The 16,246-nt window shown below is 52.6% G+C and carries 14 protein-coding genes and 1 tRNA gene; 5 read left to right on the top strand and 10 right to left on the bottom strand.

Annotation, left to right across the window (positions count from 1 at the left end; genetic code table 11):
- Positions 1–5: 5 nt before the first annotated feature.
- The 4 genes from sucC to recA all read right to left on the bottom strand — a co-directional run bounded on the left by sucC (position 6) and on the right by recA (position 3,631).
- On the bottom strand, positions 6–1,166 hold the full coding sequence (gene sucC / locus G9Q38_RS11905; protein WP_166131249.1) for an ADP-forming succinate--CoA ligase subunit beta: 1,161 nt from the start codon (positions 1,164–1,166) through the stop codon (positions 6–8).
- A 37-nt stretch (positions 1,167–1,203) separates the two neighbouring features.
- Positions 1,204–1,776, bottom strand: coding sequence for a DUF2889 domain-containing protein (locus G9Q38_RS11910; RefSeq protein WP_114420832.1), 573 nt, complete (start codon positions 1,774–1,776; stop codon positions 1,204–1,206).
- A gap of 162 nt (positions 1,777–1,938) precedes the next feature.
- The gene (recX, locus tag G9Q38_RS11915) at positions 1,939–2,499 is read right to left on the bottom strand and encodes a recombination regulator RecX (protein ID WP_166131251.1); all 561 of its coding nucleotides are present in this window, start codon (positions 2,497–2,499) and stop codon (positions 1,939–1,941) included.
- Positions 2,500–2,533: 34 nt separating this feature from the next.
- Positions 2,534–3,631 carry a recombinase RecA gene (gene recA / locus G9Q38_RS11920; RefSeq protein WP_166131254.1) on the bottom strand — a complete coding sequence of 366 codons (1,098 nt, stop codon included), beginning with the start codon at positions 3,629–3,631 and terminating at the stop codon, positions 2,534–2,536.
- A gap of 359 nt (positions 3,632–3,990) precedes the next feature.
- Between recA and G9Q38_RS11925 the strand changes: the two genes are divergently transcribed.
- A complete protein-coding gene (locus tag G9Q38_RS11925; protein WP_166131257.1) occupies positions 3,991–4,890 on the top strand; it encodes a recombination-associated protein RdgC in 900 nt (299 codons plus the stop codon).
- On the opposite strand, the gene G9Q38_RS11930 is transcribed toward G9Q38_RS11925, so the two are convergent.
- Together G9Q38_RS11930 and G9Q38_RS11935 are read right to left on the bottom strand one after the other, a co-directional pair.
- Positions 4,887–6,182 (bottom strand): aspartate carbamoyltransferase, encoded by a 1,296-nt coding sequence (locus G9Q38_RS11930; RefSeq protein WP_119442855.1) that lies wholly within the window; start codon positions 6,180–6,182, stop codon positions 4,887–4,889. The two genes, G9Q38_RS11925 and G9Q38_RS11930, sit on opposite strands and share 4 nt — an antisense overlap.
- 175 nt (positions 6,183–6,357) lie before the next feature.
- Complete coding sequence (locus tag G9Q38_RS11935) at positions 6,358–6,969, bottom strand: SecDF P1 head subdomain-containing protein (RefSeq protein WP_166131259.1); 612 nt, start codon at positions 6,967–6,969, stop codon at positions 6,358–6,360.
- A 124-nt stretch (positions 6,970–7,093) separates the two neighbouring features.
- Between G9Q38_RS11935 and G9Q38_RS11940 the strand changes: the two genes are divergently transcribed.
- Both G9Q38_RS11940 and G9Q38_RS11945 read left to right on the top strand, forming a co-directional pair.
- Positions 7,094–7,231 carry a hypothetical protein gene (locus G9Q38_RS11940; RefSeq protein ID WP_158536691.1) on the top strand — a complete coding sequence of 46 codons (138 nt, stop codon included), beginning with the start codon at positions 7,094–7,096 and terminating at the stop codon, positions 7,229–7,231.
- Positions 7,232–7,283: 52 nt separating this feature from the next.
- Positions 7,284–7,362: transfer RNA gene (locus tag G9Q38_RS11945), tRNA-Ile, on the top strand.
- Positions 7,363–7,411: 49 nt separating this feature from the next.
- On the opposite strand, the gene G9Q38_RS11950 is transcribed toward G9Q38_RS11945, so the two are convergent.
- Positions 7,412–7,591: a transposase gene (locus tag G9Q38_RS11950; protein WP_255455260.1), complete on the bottom strand. Its 180-nt coding sequence runs from the start codon at positions 7,589–7,591 to the stop codon at positions 7,412–7,414.
- 53 nt (positions 7,592–7,644) lie between these two features.
- Between G9Q38_RS11950 and G9Q38_RS11955 the strand changes: the two genes are divergently transcribed.
- Together G9Q38_RS11955 and G9Q38_RS11960 are read left to right on the top strand one after the other, a co-directional pair.
- Positions 7,645–8,352 (top strand): ankyrin repeat domain-containing protein, encoded by a 708-nt coding sequence (locus G9Q38_RS11955; protein WP_228276127.1) that lies wholly within the window; start codon positions 7,645–7,647, stop codon positions 8,350–8,352.
- 196 nt (positions 8,353–8,548) lie between these two features.
- Positions 8,549–8,716: a hypothetical protein gene (locus G9Q38_RS11960; protein ID WP_166131261.1), complete on the top strand. Its 168-nt coding sequence runs from the start codon at positions 8,549–8,551 to the stop codon at positions 8,714–8,716.
- A gap of 137 nt (positions 8,717–8,853) precedes the next feature.
- Here the strand turns inward: G9Q38_RS11960 and G9Q38_RS11965 are convergent, their stop codons facing one another.
- From G9Q38_RS11965 to G9Q38_RS11975, 3 genes are all read right to left on the bottom strand, one after another.
- Positions 8,854–9,015: a hypothetical protein gene (locus G9Q38_RS11965; protein WP_166131264.1), complete on the bottom strand. Its 162-nt coding sequence runs from the start codon at positions 9,013–9,015 to the stop codon at positions 8,854–8,856.
- A 107-nt stretch (positions 9,016–9,122) separates the two neighbouring features.
- Positions 9,123–9,359, bottom strand: a complete 237-nt coding sequence (locus tag G9Q38_RS11970; RefSeq protein ID WP_166131267.1) for a putative hemolysin — start codon at positions 9,357–9,359, stop codon at positions 9,123–9,125.
- A 451-nt stretch (positions 9,360–9,810) separates the two neighbouring features.
- Positions 9,811–16,173, bottom strand: coding sequence for an autotransporter outer membrane beta-barrel domain-containing protein (locus tag G9Q38_RS11975; protein ID WP_166131270.1), 6,363 nt, complete (start codon positions 16,171–16,173; stop codon positions 9,811–9,813).
- Between the last annotated feature and the right edge of the window lie 73 nt (positions 16,174–16,246).

Here is a 16,246-nt window from a genome sequence, read left to right on the forward strand (position 1 = left end):
AATTCTTATTTCGCGGCAGCGACAACTTTGGTTGCGGCTTCAGCCATGGTGTCAGCACTGATAATGGGCAAGCCCGACTCAGCCAGCAATTTCTTGCCCAACTCTTCGTTGGTACCCTTCATGCGCACCACCAGCGGTACGCTTAGGTTCACCGCTTTGCAAGCTGCAATCACACCTTCAGCGATCACGTCGCAGCGCATAATGCCACCGAAAATGTTAACCAGAATGGCTTTCACTTCCTTGTTCTTAAGCATGATCTTGAAAGCTTCCGTCACTTTCTCGGCCGTTGCACCACCACCAACATCGAGGAAGTTGGCAGGCTCACCACCGAACAGCTTAATGGTGTCCATTGTGGCCATCGCCAAACCGGCGCCATTCACCAGGCACCCGATATTACCTTCAAGTTGAATGTAAGCCAGATCAAATTTGCTGGCTTCAACTTCTGCAGGATCTTCTTCGTCGAGATCGCGGTAAGCCACAATTTCAGGGTGGCGGAACAACGCGTTGGAGTCGAAGTTGAACTTGGCGTCAAGCGCGATAATGTCGCCCGAACCAGTAAGAATAAGGGGATTGATTTCAGCCAAAGAAGCGTCGGTTTCCCAATAAGCCTTGTACAACTTCTGGAACTCGGCTGCCGCCCGGGCAACTGAGGCGTCGGGTACACCAATACCACGTGCCAGTTCAGATGCTTCCGCTTCCGTTAATCCGGTTTTGGGATCGACAAACACTTTCAGGATGGCGTCGGGGTTCTTTTCCGCAACTTCTTCAATTTCCATGCCACCTTCGCTGGACGCCATCACGCAAACGCGCTGAGAGCCGCGATCGGTAACAATACCGACGTAGTATTCTTTCTTGATGTCGGCGCCTTCCTCGACCAGCAAACGACGTACTTTCTGGCCTTCAGCACCGGTTTGGTGGGTAATCAGTTGCATGCCCAGAATTTCGGAAGCCAACTGACGCACTTCGTCGATAGAGCGTGCCAGCTTTACGCCACCACCCTTGCCGCGACCGCCTGCGTGAATTTGGGCCTTTACGACCCAAACCGGACCGCCTAATTTTTCAGCGGCTACAACCGCTTCATCGACGGAAAATGCAGGAAACCCGCGCGGCACTGTCACGCCAAATTGCTTTAGCAGTTCCTTGCCTTGATACTCGTGAATTTTCATTTGTTACCTGTCAGAACGTGGAAAATAAAAACTTGATTCAGGAATCGGAACCCTCTTCAGGCTCGATATACCATTCGGGATAAAACTTCTTTGTCATGGGGCTGTCGAGCCGTAAAGCGTGACACCCCCCAAGCTGGAAAGGCTTTTTCTTCTGCGCTTCGGGAGATTTTTCCTTTCGGCGACGCCCTGCCATAGACTGCACTGCGACCGTAGGCAACACATAGGACATTTCTGTCATGTGCGTGCAGCCCGCGGTACGCCCGAAACGCGCCTTAACGGCATGACGAAACCCCCGCAACAAATTCAGGCCGACAAGATCACCGTAATTAGGTGCAATCGAAGCACAATATTCGTTATAAGGGGCCGCATCGTAAGCAGCCTGTGCCGCCGTAATAGTGAACTCTTGGTTAAAAGTTACCCTTAGATGCATATGGTGCACAGGTTGCCCCGCCTTATGAATCACCCCACCATGTTTGGGGAAGTCGTAGCCTTTGATATCGATCAGCTCGGCTTCAAGATCCCACAGGCCATCTTCCCGGGCGAACGCATCGACACGGATGGTACGTGTGTGCAGGCGCTCACGATTTTGTTCGGAGTCTGGCAAAGGCATGAGAGGTGAAAATCAATAATGAAATTAAGGCGGTAAACTTTTCAAGTATAACGTACCCGACCCGAACAGGTACAACCAAAGGTTTGTACATTTGCGCTGCAAGACTTGGATATTTTCGCTTTGAGGCCTGGCCCGCTGTTAATTAAAGCTGATGCGCTGCAACTAGTCGCCAGTAGGATCAAGATTATTTAAATCGCCCAAAATTTTACCTAATGCTGCCGCGGAAAAGCCTCGCGACGCCATAAAACGAATTTGCCGTGCCTTTTCCCTTGGAGAAGCAGGCGGCACACCAAACTTTTTTTCCCAGACCGCTTGAGCGCGCTGCAGTTCAGTATCAACAAGTTGTTGGCGAATGGATTCAAGCTGACCCGAATCAAGCCCATGCTGTCGCAACTCGTGCATGACCGCAACCGTACCCTTCCCCGGAGCCCGGCGATTTACCAGACTTTGGGCAAAACGCTCGTTCGACAACCAATTGCCTTGTTCAAGCTCGTTCAGCACCAGGTCGAGCTCGGCAGGATCGTCTGGGCTGACATGAGGAGCCAACTTGCGAGCCAACTCGTGACGGGAATGCTCGCGCCGAGATAAATATCCAATGGCGCGCACCTTCAAAGAAGGCCCAGTTTTTGAGGATTTACCACTTTCCGGTGAAAAGCGCTCGTCAGAAGGGAGGCCGGCCTGCGCAGACGCGCCGGATTGCCCGGAAAAATCGCGTTTTCGCATAGCCTCCCCTTAACCCTTAACTTACACCCAATGTTTAAGCCAGATCGGCCTCGGAACCTTCGGTATCACCGGTAGGAGAATCACCCGATTCCGTATACGCCTTGGCCTGGGCACGCGACACAATACCCATTTGTTCCCGCACACGGTTTTCGATTTCAATTGCCATTTCGGGATGCTCTTTCAGGTACTCGCGAACATTATCTTTACCCTGGCCAATACGGGTACCGTTATAGCTGAACCAGGCCCCGGCCTTATCGACGATACCCGCCTGCACGCCCAGATCGATAATTTCACCTTCGCGAGAGATGCCGGCCCCATACATGATATCGAACTCGGCCTGTTTGAACGGCGGCGCGATTTTATTCTTGACCACTTTCACACGGGTTTCGTTGCCCACGACCTCGTCGCCCTTCTTGATTGAACCGGTGCGGCGGATATCAAGACGAACTGTGGAATAGAACTTAAGCGCATTCCCCCCGGTGGTGGTTTCGGGATTGCCAAACATGACGCCGATTTTCATGCGAATCTGGTTAATGAAAATAACCATGCAATTGGCGCGTTTGATATTAGCCGTAAGCTTACGTAAAGCCTGGCTCATGAGACGAGCCTGCAAGCCAGGCAGGGAATCGCCCATGTCGCCCTCGATTTCCGCCTTGGGAACCAGCGCGGCCACCGAATCGATTACCACCAAATCGACCGAGCCTGAGCGCACAAGGGCATCTGTAATTTCAAGTGCCTGTTCACCCGTGTCGGGCTGCGAAATGAGAAGATCGGACAAATTCACGCCCAAACGGCTGGCATACTGAACATCGAGAGCGTGTTCAGCGTCGACGAATGCACAAGTGCCGCCTACTTTTTGCATTTCGGCAATCACCTGCAGAGTAAGCGTGGTTTTGCCGGAGGATTCCGGGCCGTATATTTCAATAACGCGACCACGAGGCAACCCGCCCACGCCCAGCGCGATATCGAGCCCCAGCGAACCAGTGGAAACGACCTGGATGTCGTGTTCGACCTGGTTATCGCCATAGCGCATGACCGACCCTTTACCGAACTGCTTTTCAATTTGCGATAAGGCTGCGGCCAGTGCTTTGGCCCGTTCGGCGGAAGCGGCTTTGCTTTGTTTGGCGTCCATGTAGTTTCCTTGGCAAAAAAGTGAATTATTGCATTAAATTATACTGTATAAAAAAACAGATAAACAAGTTAATAATCTGCAACCGTTACTATGCCGTTTTCGCTTTGCGCTTACAATCGCCAACCGGATGAAAATGTCTGCCTCGCAACTTCAAGTAAAGTCTTAAGTTACGGTAAAGTTCACTGAATGACTGCTTGCCTTGCGGCAAAACGGGACGACATTGAAACAAACACATAAAAATAAAATATTATGATGTAATTTATTAAGTAATATTCATAAATAATTGAATTATTGATAAATTTTCAATTTTTTTTAATTGTTTTGGTTCTAATTTAAGTTATTTGTTAAAAAGATACTGTATGTGGTTTAAAAATATAAAGATTTTCCGGCTTTCAACCCATTTTAGTCTGTCGGCTGAAGCCATCGAAAGCGTCCTGGAAAAGGCACGCTTTACCCCGGGCAGCAGCCTGGACATGGTCAGTATGGGTTGGGTGTCGCCCACCGATGAAGGCGGCTTGGTTCACTCTCTGGCCGGCCAGTATCTTATTAGTCTGCGGGTCGATAAAAAACTACTGCCGTCATCAGTTGTCAACCAGGTCGCACGAGCGCGCGCCGCCGATATTGAAGAGCAGCAAGGGTACAAGCCCGGCCGCAAGCAAATGAAGGAAATCAAAGAACGGGTAACGGAAGAGCTATTGCCCAAAGCCTTCAGCGTGCACCGCGATACCCGTGTGTGGATCGATACCCGCAACCATTGGCTGGCTATCGATGCCGCCGCCGGCGCCAAGGCCGATGAAGTCATCGGCATGCTGGCGAAAGCGCTTGACCCCTTCCCAGCCACGCCCCTGTACACCGAAATTTCACCCGCCTCGGCCATGACGCAATGGTTACTGGAAAACGACGGTCCAGGCGCTTTCACGATCGACCAAGACACGGAATTGCGTTCAACCAGCGAAAACCGGGCCACTGTGCGCTATGTGCGCCATAGTATTGAGACCGACGAAGTGCGCAAACACGTCCAAAACGGCAAGCAATGTACCCGTTTGGCCATGACCTGGGCGGATCGCGTCTCGTTCGTGCTAACCGATGCACTAGACATCAAGCGGATATCTCCACTTGATGTCCTTAAAGAGAACCAGGAGGCGTTAAGTACTGCAGATGCCGATGCGTTCGACACCGATTTCGCCCTAATGACCGGGGAACTGGGCAAAATGCTGAACGACTTGGTCGACGCACTGGGCGGCGAGAAAAAAGTTTAATCAATACCGTGGAACACGCTGTCGTCGGGCCCAATATGCGTAGGCGGGCTCCAGGTCACGTCGCGTAGCGAGTGCTGTACCAGCGTTTCCACCCCCAGCAACACCGCAAAAATTGCCATCCGTACTGGAATTCCGTTATCTGTCTGACGGAAAATCGCCAAGCGCGAATCGTCGTTCAAGTCCACACTTAAATCATTGGCTCCTTCACGACTGTCACGCGGCAACGGGTGCATCACAATGACATCAGGCCCGCAGCACTGGTCCACCAGCGCTTTGTTCACCTGAAAATCGGCTGTGTAGCCTTCCAGGTCTTCACCCGAGAACCGCTCTTTCTGCACACGGGTCGCATAAATGACGTCAACCCCTACCAAACCCTCGCGCAATGAGTGTGTTTGCTCAATCACATGATCGGTGCCTTGCGTTACCTTATCGATAATATCCTGGGGCATTTCCAGCCCCCGCGGCGCAATTAATGTGAATTTCAGCCCTTTGTACAAAGCCAGCAACTTAATAAGCGAATGCACTGTGCGGCCGTACTTTAAATCTCCCACTACTGCAATATGCGCACCGTCGAGCAGTTTCCCCAAGCGCGAAAATTCCGTAAGAATGGTGTACAGATCCAATAACGCCTGGCTGGGGTGCTCACCCGGGCCATCCCCCCCATTGACCACTGGAATATTGGTGGCCTGCGCAAATTCCGCCACCGAACCTTGATCGGGATGGCGAATAACCATGGCATCAACGTAACCACTCATCACCCGACTGGTATCGTAAATAGACTCGCCCTTTGCCATAGAGGAGAACGTAAAGCCTGTGGTATCGCACACCGACCCGCCCAAGCGACAGAACGCCGCACCGAAACTCACCCGGGTTCGCGTACTTGCCTCGAAGAACAAATTACCCAAAACCGCCCCTTCCAGTACGCGCGAAACTTTCTGGCGACGTGCAATGGGTTGCATTAAATCAGCGATGCGAAACAACTCCTCAACCGACTCGCGTGTGAACTGATCCACCGACAGCAACTGATGCTTGCCCTCTACGGCAATACGATCACGCAGGGGACCGAACTGTGCGCTTTGCGCATATTTGCGCATTAAGGATTCATTTTCAACAATTTCGGTTACGAAACGCCCCACCACCTCGGGCATTGAACGCGCTTCTTGAGACCCTTCCGGCAACAACCATGTATCTAGCGCTCGGCGCTTTACCCCAATACGCGCCGCAAAAACGTCGCGCGTTAAATTCAAACGACGCATGGCATCGCGCAGAAAAACCTGTTGAGAAACAGACATGGGAGCCCCTTCCAATATAAATATACGCAAAGCGTATATTTTATTTTCTTGGGCGACAGATATCGATAATTTTTTGCATCTTTGGAAAAAAACAACGCCGGCCCGCTTTCGCGTGACCGGCGTTCATCTTATTTCCTGCAATGTAACAGCCTAACGGCTGCGATTTCAGTAACGACTAATTCGTCGTGGCCGCAGGTGTTAACTGTGCAGGAGGGTTACTTTCTTCACCCTCTTGCGCGCCGGCAATCGCCCGTGCAGCAGCGGTTGCATTGGCTTCACTACCCACGCCGAACACCAACTGATCGGTAGAAACTTGTGTGCTGTAACCCGGTGCGGCCAACATAGTGCGCCCCACGACCAATGCCAAACGCTTGTTTGGATTCGCGGCCGTAATGTTTTCAACCTTTTTACGACCAAGCTCAGATAGCCCTAACGCCAATAAACCATCACCTTGACGGCTCGTTCCCGCGCGCACATCAACCAAATCTTCACGCGTAATTACAGGCTGTGGATTAATGTAGAGCGTGCCCGACTGAATTTGAACAGCCCGCCAGCCGGCTTGCTCTTGTGTATCGGCCAGGAATACAGCCACTGGCGCACCTTGACGCGCAGCCTGCAGTGCTTCACTTTGTTGTTGTGATGCAGCCGAACCCGGTTCAGGCGCAGTGGTGGAGGGTGTTGTTGATGGCTGGGTTGACGTGGAGTCGCCCGGCATGGTTTGGCATGCAGCCAACGCCAGCAAACTCAAAGGCAATACAAGCCGACCCAATTTTTGTACGGTTTTCATGTTACCCCTTCCTTTATTGATGCTCGGCCCCCGATTTTAGCAGTTTGACCGGTATATAATTGGCGCTGCACTTAAAGTTAACCATTAAACAATTTATTACAGATTCACTCCGGAGGCCTTCAGTATGGCGAACGACACCCCGAAATTCTCTCCCGGCCTGGTCACTGCCGTTGTCACTCTTATATGGGTTGCGGTATTTATCGGGTTCATTGTTGTTGGCATGGAAGGTGTTGCCCAGCAAGCAGCGATGCTTGGCAATTAAATAAAGCGTCTTTTTTAGCAGCCCGTGTTTATGCCATAATAACGGGCTTCGTGCCCCTCTAGCTCATGCTTGGTTAGAGCAGCGGACTCATAATCCGTTGGTGCCGTGTTCGACTCACGGGGGGGGCACCAAGATTTCCTGGCTCGGCTCTACCCCACAAAAGGGGGGATGCAGCATTCATTAAACACGGTTAATCACACCGTTCCAACCGCACTGGGCCAAGACCCTCATGCGGTAATTTTCAAAATTCCTGAATCCATACGCTCTGCGCGAGATCATCTCCATCTTTGTATGGAATCCTTCGGTGATGCCATACGATTTGGAAAAATAGCCCTGTACAGATTGCTCTGACTGGGCTATTTTTTTGAACTGTAACTAACAAACGCTTAGCTTGATGTTTTTGTGGGAAAAATATGCGCCTAACTATTGAAATGGCAAGCAACCTGGGCAGGTTTTGCAACAAACTAGCAACGGCAGCCATCCTGGCTCTAGTATTTTTCTCACCTATTACCCTTGCCAATCCTATGGATCAATACCCTCTACATACAGCAGCGAAGCAGAACAATGTTAGTGAAGTAGAGCGGCTACTCTCTGCAAGCAGCCCAATCGAGGCGCGCGATCAAACTGGGGCGACTCCTTTGGTGGCCGCAACCAAAGCAAACGCGATTGACGCAGCTAGAGTACTCATTAATGCTGGTGCCGATGTAAATGTAAAAGACAACATTCAAGATAGCGCATACCTCTACGCAGGAGCCAGAGGACACCTTGAGATTTTGAAAATGACATTGGTAAACGGAGCCGACCTTAAAAGCACCAACCGCTTTGGCGGGACAGCGTTAATCCCAGCCGCGGAACGAGGGCACGTCGAAACAGTACAAACACTTATCGATGCCGGCGTGGCTGTCGACCATGTTAATCGACTTGGCTGGACAGCCTTGATTGAGGCCGTGATTTTGGGTGACGGAGGAAAACGACATCAAGAAATCGTAGCCATCTTGCTCAAGGCCGGCGCAAACCCAAACTTGGCTGACCGAGATGGCGTCACTCCGCTACAACACGCCCAAAAGCTCGGCTTCAAAGAAATTGAAGACATACTGCTGACATACCAAACCACCAAATAACAATCTCAGTGTTCAATTACCGACGAGGAAACAAAGCCATGAAAACCGTTCGTTTAGTCGTCGGAACCAGGCACTGCCAATAGAACCTATTCACCATTGAGATCAAATTAAGGCAAAAACAATTGCTAAATGACGCTCATGGTTTCCAACAATTGGGATCCCACCTTAAGTTACTTTGACTTTGCAAAGGAGACGCATGATGCAAGAGGGATTGGCCGGACTAGGCACAATAGTATGGCTCTTCGGAGTACTGATCGTAATTCTTTGGATCGCCCTGCCCTTTGCGGTGTTCGGCATCAAAAAAAGGTTGGATGAAATCATTAAGCAGTTGAGAATACTTAACCGGCAAGGCGGCCGGGAGTGATAAACCCAGGCCGATTCACTCCAATAGTTCGTCAATCTTAAAAAAGCACCCAACCTTAAATACCCCCTAAAGTATCGATCTTCGTGCTATCTTCTCGACAGACTGATCCTACCGACTTAGCGCTATAAGTCGCCCTCTCAACAACCACAAAGAGTCTGTATATGGATACGATCAAGATACTTGCTTTTGGATGTTTTTTCGGCGTCGTCGGTTTTGGCCTGGGTCGCCTGCGCCTTCATGCCGCCAACAAACGTATGGGCGCCAAGCAGAAACGCGCTAACAAATAAGTATCCATCCATACCCCGGTTATCCACACAAACTGTGCATAACCCACTGGAAAACTTGGTAGCAACCGAAAAAGGCTGTGATATGACGCCAGGTTACGTGTCATGGATCAATAATCACGCTACTCCTGCGGATGATCTCGCCTATAGAGTTTCCACTCTTCGATTCGAGTCCCGTCGGAAAGCACACAATACGTCACATCTCCGTTAGCATGCTCTTGAATATCCAAGGTGCCCCCACGCTCAATGCAATAAACAGAGGCAGGGTTTGGCATGCCAATCGCAAGCGTTGGATCAGGCCCCGACACCGTACACCCGGCAAGTAAAACTGTTAACGTTACAGCGCCAATTCTGTACATGAGCACTCCTTTTTTTAATTAAGTGCGATTGTACTTCGTGCCCTGCTCTTTACCGCATGTATGCAACGGGTGCCGCGCTCATCGTGCAAACACACAAAAGAAACGGGTGTGCAAAAAACAATTGCACACCCTGCTTCAAAATCTCACGACACGGTACCGGCTTTACCTTCCCCTGGGAGCACTGCGCCCGACCGGCTTGCGATCTTGCACCGCACTCCCCTTTTTAGGCATAGAGCCTTTGTCCTGGTTAGGCCAACCGGCCTCATTCAACGCCGGCGCAGGGCGTTGCGGTTTCTTCGGAGATTTACCTTTCTTGTCCATTTCGACCTCCATTGGTCAATGGATGGCCAGACGAAATTGCCGCGGCCATACGCAGAGCATATGCCAGTTATGGCAATAAAGCTTGTCCTACTTTTTTCCTGGGCCAAACGACCAGTTATTTAACACCGAATTAAAAACGATAGGTTAGCCGTGCATTCAGGTTCTGAGAACGATAGCCACCGCCCGCCTGCAGACCATATTCGGCGCTAAAGCTAAGATTATCTTCACGTGCAAACTCCACGCCCAGGCTTAAGCGGCCCAAAACAGAGGGTGTGTCTTGTTCAGACGTAAACGTTCCGCTTGATATTAAGGCTTGATTAAAGCGATTTTGACTGCTGTGCTTGGCATCGGAATACATTCTCACGCCGACGCCGGCATATGCCCGCATCAACGTTTCCGGGCCCACATCGAAAGACGCTCCCGTTTCAAGGGTGGGGCTGAACACGATTTGTGTCTGCTTGGCCGAACCCACCTCTAACTGCAGCGGCCCTGAATCCGACTCGGTAAATGAAGGGCTGCGGCTGTGTAATACATCCACATCCACCAACGGTCGCAGATAATAATTGTTGAAACTCATGTTGTATGCCGCACGTAAACGGACGCCCAACAAGGTTGTGCGAGAGCGGCTGCTATAGGTGGCGTTCAAGCCCCGAGACGCGCCGCCCGACCCAAAATCAACTGTACGGTCATTGTGGAATCGGCCATGCGCTGCCATCACCGCACCGGAAAACGTCCAGTTCCCCACATCGCGAGACAAGGAAACCGTTGCATCGAACGTATTGCCCTTGCTGCTGAACCCCGTGGAGGTGAGCCGGTTGCGGTTCACGCCAAAGGCCGACCCTAGGGTCACCACGTTGTTAAGCGCGCGTTGTGCGCCCATACGCACCCCGCCACCCTCGGAGCTGAATCCCAGGTTTTCAGATTGTTCAGTCTGACGCGTGTGATTACCCGTAGCTTCAGCCCACACACAACCCTGCGCACGGTGACGTACCCCCATGCCGTCACGCGGGCATCGCAAGGCGTCATTGAAACCATCAAAAGAGGAAGCGACCATCTGCTGGGTTTGCGCCTGAAACTGCTGACCACCCAACTGCTCCAGCGTTTCCTGATATTCCTCGCTTGATTCAACATGATGCAAATGGGCAAACAATGCCGCTTTGGCGATATCGGCTCTTTGCCAACCACGGGCAAGATAATCAGCTAGGCTGGCGGCCGTGCCCGTTAAATTCAAATGCACGCCATTGAAATTGGCGGTCGGGCCTGCCGAGAGGCCCGTTTTGCTCGCCACGGGGACCCAGTCGTAAATCAGGGAGTCGGCAAAGCGACCGGTAAAGTTCAAATTCGTGGCATCAATAAATGAATACGACCCGGGCAACAGCGTGTTTGCATAAACCTGGACCTCTCCACCAAGATTGGCCGTGCCGTCGACGATGAGTTTGTCATGCTTGGCACCACTGGCCGCTGCATCAACCGTAAACACCAGCCGCCCACCTTCATATTGATGCATAGTGCCATAAAGAGTGGTGGTGGAAACAGACTGCTCGGTCCCCACCTGCAGGGTGCCGTAATTATGCAGACTGTTGTTCCCCACCCGGTAAATATTGCCCATTTCCAACGTGCCGGTATGCTTATTGGTGAACGTGCCTGGCGTGGAACCCATGTCGACACTACCCGTTATAACGCCGGAATTATTGATATTGGTTAAGCCATGATCCGTTTTAATCGCGTATCCGCTTGAGGTGTTGCCGGACAATACCCTGCCATTGACGTTAATCGTGTTTGCAAAGCCCGAATCTTTTACCGCACCGCCCATCACCATAACGCCCACGCCGTCCAGATGATTCCCGGTAATCGGGCTGTTCCCCGTATGTCCGCCGATGACATCGCCATCTACCTGCACAGTGATGCCTTTTTTATCATGATTGGCATATTGGCCGGAGCTCTGGGCCAATATGCCAATGCCACCGGTTGCATCAGTGAAAACAGACGCATTATTTTCAACTGTGATGGTAATGGCGCCACCATAACCATCACTGACTGAATTGTTTTTACCGTCGAACACCAATTTATCACCGTCGCTGCGCAACCCACCCGCTGAACCCAGACTTTGAGCCACGATACCGTGCGCGTTGGCAACCGACGTCATGCCTGTACCCACATTAATATTGGACCCCGACCCGACCGTTATATTGATATCTCCACCGTGTTGCCCACTTTTGCGAGAGGAAGATATCCCGGTATTTTCAAATGTCACCTCACCCGCCAGGTCGGCCAACACACCACCGCCAGACCCAACCGACTGCGCCAATACACCCCAGGCGCCATGACCGCTCGTGTTAACGGTAACGTCGCGCAAATCAACCAGAATGTCACCGCCGGTACCGCCGTTGATCCCGCTAATGGTGGCACTCTCAATATGCTCGTTATGGGTGGTAATGTAACCGCCGCCACCTCCAATTGACTGGGCCATAAAGGCGGGGCTGCGGTTACCGCTAGTTGTATATGTACCTGCACCTGGAAGCAACGAGACGGAACCGCCATCACTCCAGGCGCCACCCTGAGGCGAAATATTCAACTTGTAGCGCTGTTGCCGATTCACAAACCGCTTCGGCACATCCGTAAATGGCGTGTCGGACGTCGCAGTCTCAGCATTCGTATGGCAAGCGCTGGTGGCTTGTGATGTACTTAATCCGCTATTCGTACAACCCATGGTAGCCGTGCCCCCAGCGCCACCCACGGATTGGGCAAAAATGGCGGCGGCATCGTCACCAGCAGTGGTTATCCAAGCCCGTTGGGAAGCGGGCTTGGAAGGAGCGCCATAATAAATTTCGCCCCCCTTACCGGATGCTCCTGAACTACTCGGCGCTTTACCCAACGTAATCGCTGGCACATCGGCGCCTGCCAATTTTTCACCAAGGCCGAAAATCGAGCCTTCATGCCCTACGCCACCGCCACCGCCTACCGACTGCATAAAAACAGCATGCGACGCATAGCCGGCCGTCGTAATAAAATTATCACGCTGATTGCTGCCAAAATTGCCGGTATGCACGGAAACCGCACCACCATCACCGGCAGCACCGCCACCACCCCCTACATTGATACCCAGGGAAAAATCAGCACCGGTCAACGGGCTTAACTCCGCATCGGCGTCCAGAATGGCGTCGCCTGTAGCTTCACCTGCTTCACCACCACCACCCCCTACTGATTGGGCAAAAATACCGTAGGAACGATGGCCTTGCGTAACGATTTGCGCACCTTTTTCCAGCGTCACCTCGACATCGCCGCCATTACCGCCGGCGCCCCCTGTGCCGCCTACAGCCAACGAAACGGAATACGATTTCGGGAACTCATGCTCCTTTTTCTCCCAATTCACAACACGGCTGGCAATCCACAAAATGGTGCCTTTCGCATCCATGATTTTATTGACATCGTCAATAATGGTTTCAGCCAAATCGGGCAGAATACTTTTTGCCGGGTCGGCATTACCAGCCATACCGCCACCCCCGCCAATGCTTTGCGCCACAATCCCATGAGAACTGCCGCCTAAGGCAATAGGAGTGGTCAATGCCGTTTTGCCTGAATCAGTTTGATATTGCACCTGGTAACGTCCGCCCGTTGTGATTTTGCCGGAATGCGAAACCGATACATTGCCACCATGATGCCCGGATCCGCCATCACCGCCCACAGAAACTTTCGTCGTAAGTTTGCCGCCAATGCCCTGGCTACCTGCATTTCCTGCCACACCACCACCGCCGCCCACGCTTTGCGCAACCAAAGCAGGCGCGCCCGAACCCAGGGTACTTAGAACGGCATCACTATGAGTGGTCGCCGTGATACTGCCGCCCGTAGCACCGCTGCCCCCATTGCCGCCGGCACTTAAATCCAGTTGGTAATTTTTTTCTTCCAACGGAATGGCCACCACGCTAGCCGCATTACCCACACCACCGGCACCGCCGCCGCCACCAATCGACTGCGCAAGAATCGCCAAAGCCCCATGACCGCGTGTGGCTTGGGTACCGGATAAACCCAGGACAATGGCGCCGCCTTTTCCACCCGCGCCACCGTCACCGCCTAAGCCCAACGTAGTATTCATGGTGAATTCATTGTTGGCCAGAATAGCCGCTGCACCTGCTGTGGCATCACCCCCGACGCCACCGCCACCCCCTACGCTTTGCAATACAAAGCCGTGGGAAAACGCACCGCGAGTGGTCATGTTGTTGGCAAGGTCAAAATTAATTTTGCCGCCATTGCCGCCCATGCCGCCGGTACCGCCAACCGCAATGCCCACGTTAATATTGGGCACTTCCGGAATCGACAACGTAGAAAAGGCATCGGCCGTAGAGGCGCCCCCAACACCACCGCCGCCGCCAATACTTTGCAGCAGCATGCCAATGGCATCGTGCCCCGTTGTAATAACGTCGCCGAAAGACGAAGCCGCCGACGTGTCACTAACGCCTTTAATATCGCCGCCGTTACCGGCATGGCCGCCATCGCCCCCCACACCCAGGGCCACGTTTAAACCGACACCGCCATCGTAACTGTGCGCCGCGCCACCCTTGCCACCACCGGAGCCAATGGTGTGCGCCACCACCCCGTGGGCGTGCCGCCCGGACGTGATAATGGTGCTGGTTTGATCTGACCCAGATGCCTTCAGACCTCCAAACTCAAGCGCTCCCCCGTTACCTCCAATACCGCCTCGGCCACCAATCGATGTCGACACAGGGGTCCCCATTGAATAAGAACTGGAATGCCCTCCGTTTCCGCCCCCGCCACCAATCGATTGCAGCACGACGCCTTGGGCGTAAGAACCTTCAGTTTTAATAATGGCGCCGTTCTGCTGTGAAAAACTAACTGTACCAGCGTCACCCCCATGACCGCCGTGCCCCCCTACGGCCACAAACAGGCCTCTGGCATTTCCGCCGTTACCACCACCGCCCGCAATAGATTGCATTAACAAACCCGTTGCGCCGGCACCTTTTGCGGTAATTTGGCCGCCATCGCCCTTATACGTTACCGCGCCGGCCGTACCACCCGCACCGCCGGAGTCACCAATAAACGACAACACGCCACCACTGGCACTGGCCCCATTGCCGGCGATCGACTGCGCCAGCACACCAATAGCGCCGCTGCCCAGTGCCGTAATACTGCCTTTGTTTTCTATAGTGACATTACCCACCTTGCCTGGACTCGACATCGAGCTGGGGGCCGTACCTAAAAATGGCTGGCTGCTCCAACCCACCGCACTGTTAGCCAGAATGCCGATCGTCGTATCCGTTGCGGTTACGGTGTCTGTCGTGTTCCCAACTGACACGGAACTGCCGGCGTCGAGCGATACCAGCACATCTCGATAGCTGTTACCCGATATGCGAAAGCCTTTACCACTGCTGGGATTCTGGGCCGTACTGGTAGCAACAAGCCCAATTGTGTTGGTGCTGCCAAGGTTAACGTGTGCCGCTTCCAGCTTAAGGGTCACGTTGCTGCCGCCGCCCGACGGGGAAGCGTGCAGATCGCTAATGTCAGACTGCGTGGCCGCACCCACGCTGGCGGCAACCAGGCCAATTGAGTAAGGCTTACTTCCTTTAATCGTTCCTTGGAAGGTGACATCCACAATGCCGCCCTTGCCATTACTGCCGGCACCACTGATGTAATTATTAATCGTGCCTTTACCGCCTTGCGACAAGGCCAGCAGCCCCACCATGGGAGAATTTGCAGAGGCATTGACATTCAATGTTAAGTTGTCGGCAGAGTGAACAGACACATTGCCGCCAAAAGCGCCATGCAACGCCACGGTGCCCTCATTAGTAGCCTGCCCGCCTTTGGACATGACCGTCACCAAAGCGCCGCCTGCTTCCCAAGGAAGGCTGCTGCTTCCCTGCGCCAAATTGCCTGAACCAGTAATAGACGAAGTGCCATACGACTCATAGGAGACGGCTCCACCATCATACCCACTGCCCACGCCATCTGAATGGCTGCCATCGGCCCCTTGCGATCGGAAGTGATAAACGCTGGTTGGACCGTTATTACCCGTCGCATCGAACTTGCCGTCGTCAAGCGACGCTTCAACCCGGATACTTTGCACCTCGATATCAAGATTAGGCCCCACACCACCGGTCGTATGATGTGAGTTCTGAACGCCACTACCAATGATGGACACGTAGTGATGCTGAGGTTTGCCTGTTAAGCGCGCAATCGAAACGTCGTTATATAAATTTGACAGCGTTGCACTCATCGACAAAGGCGCTTTTGCCGGGTCGTTTTGAAAAGTCAACCACTGCTTTTGAAAATCAGAGTTTTCATTCAGCGCCAACGTCGCAGAAAACCCTGAATTGACATCAATATTAGTATTCGGCGCAACAATTAAATTGTTAATCATCCACTGAAGCGAAGCGACAGACTCATCCGTTTCCACCTTGGCCGTCCCCGCCTGCACGCCGGCCGCATACGCAAACAAAGACATCAACACAACATTGGGCAACAACAACGGCTTTTTCATTCACATTCCAGCAACGATTTGCTGGAATGTGCCACAGCATGCACTCTAACGTCAGTCTCAATTATCTCAATTG

Source organism: Pusillimonas sp. DMV24BSW_D (assembly GCF_011388195.1).
Taxonomy (GTDB): Bacteria; Pseudomonadota; Gammaproteobacteria; order Burkholderiales; family Burkholderiaceae_B; genus Neopusillimonas; species Neopusillimonas aestuarii.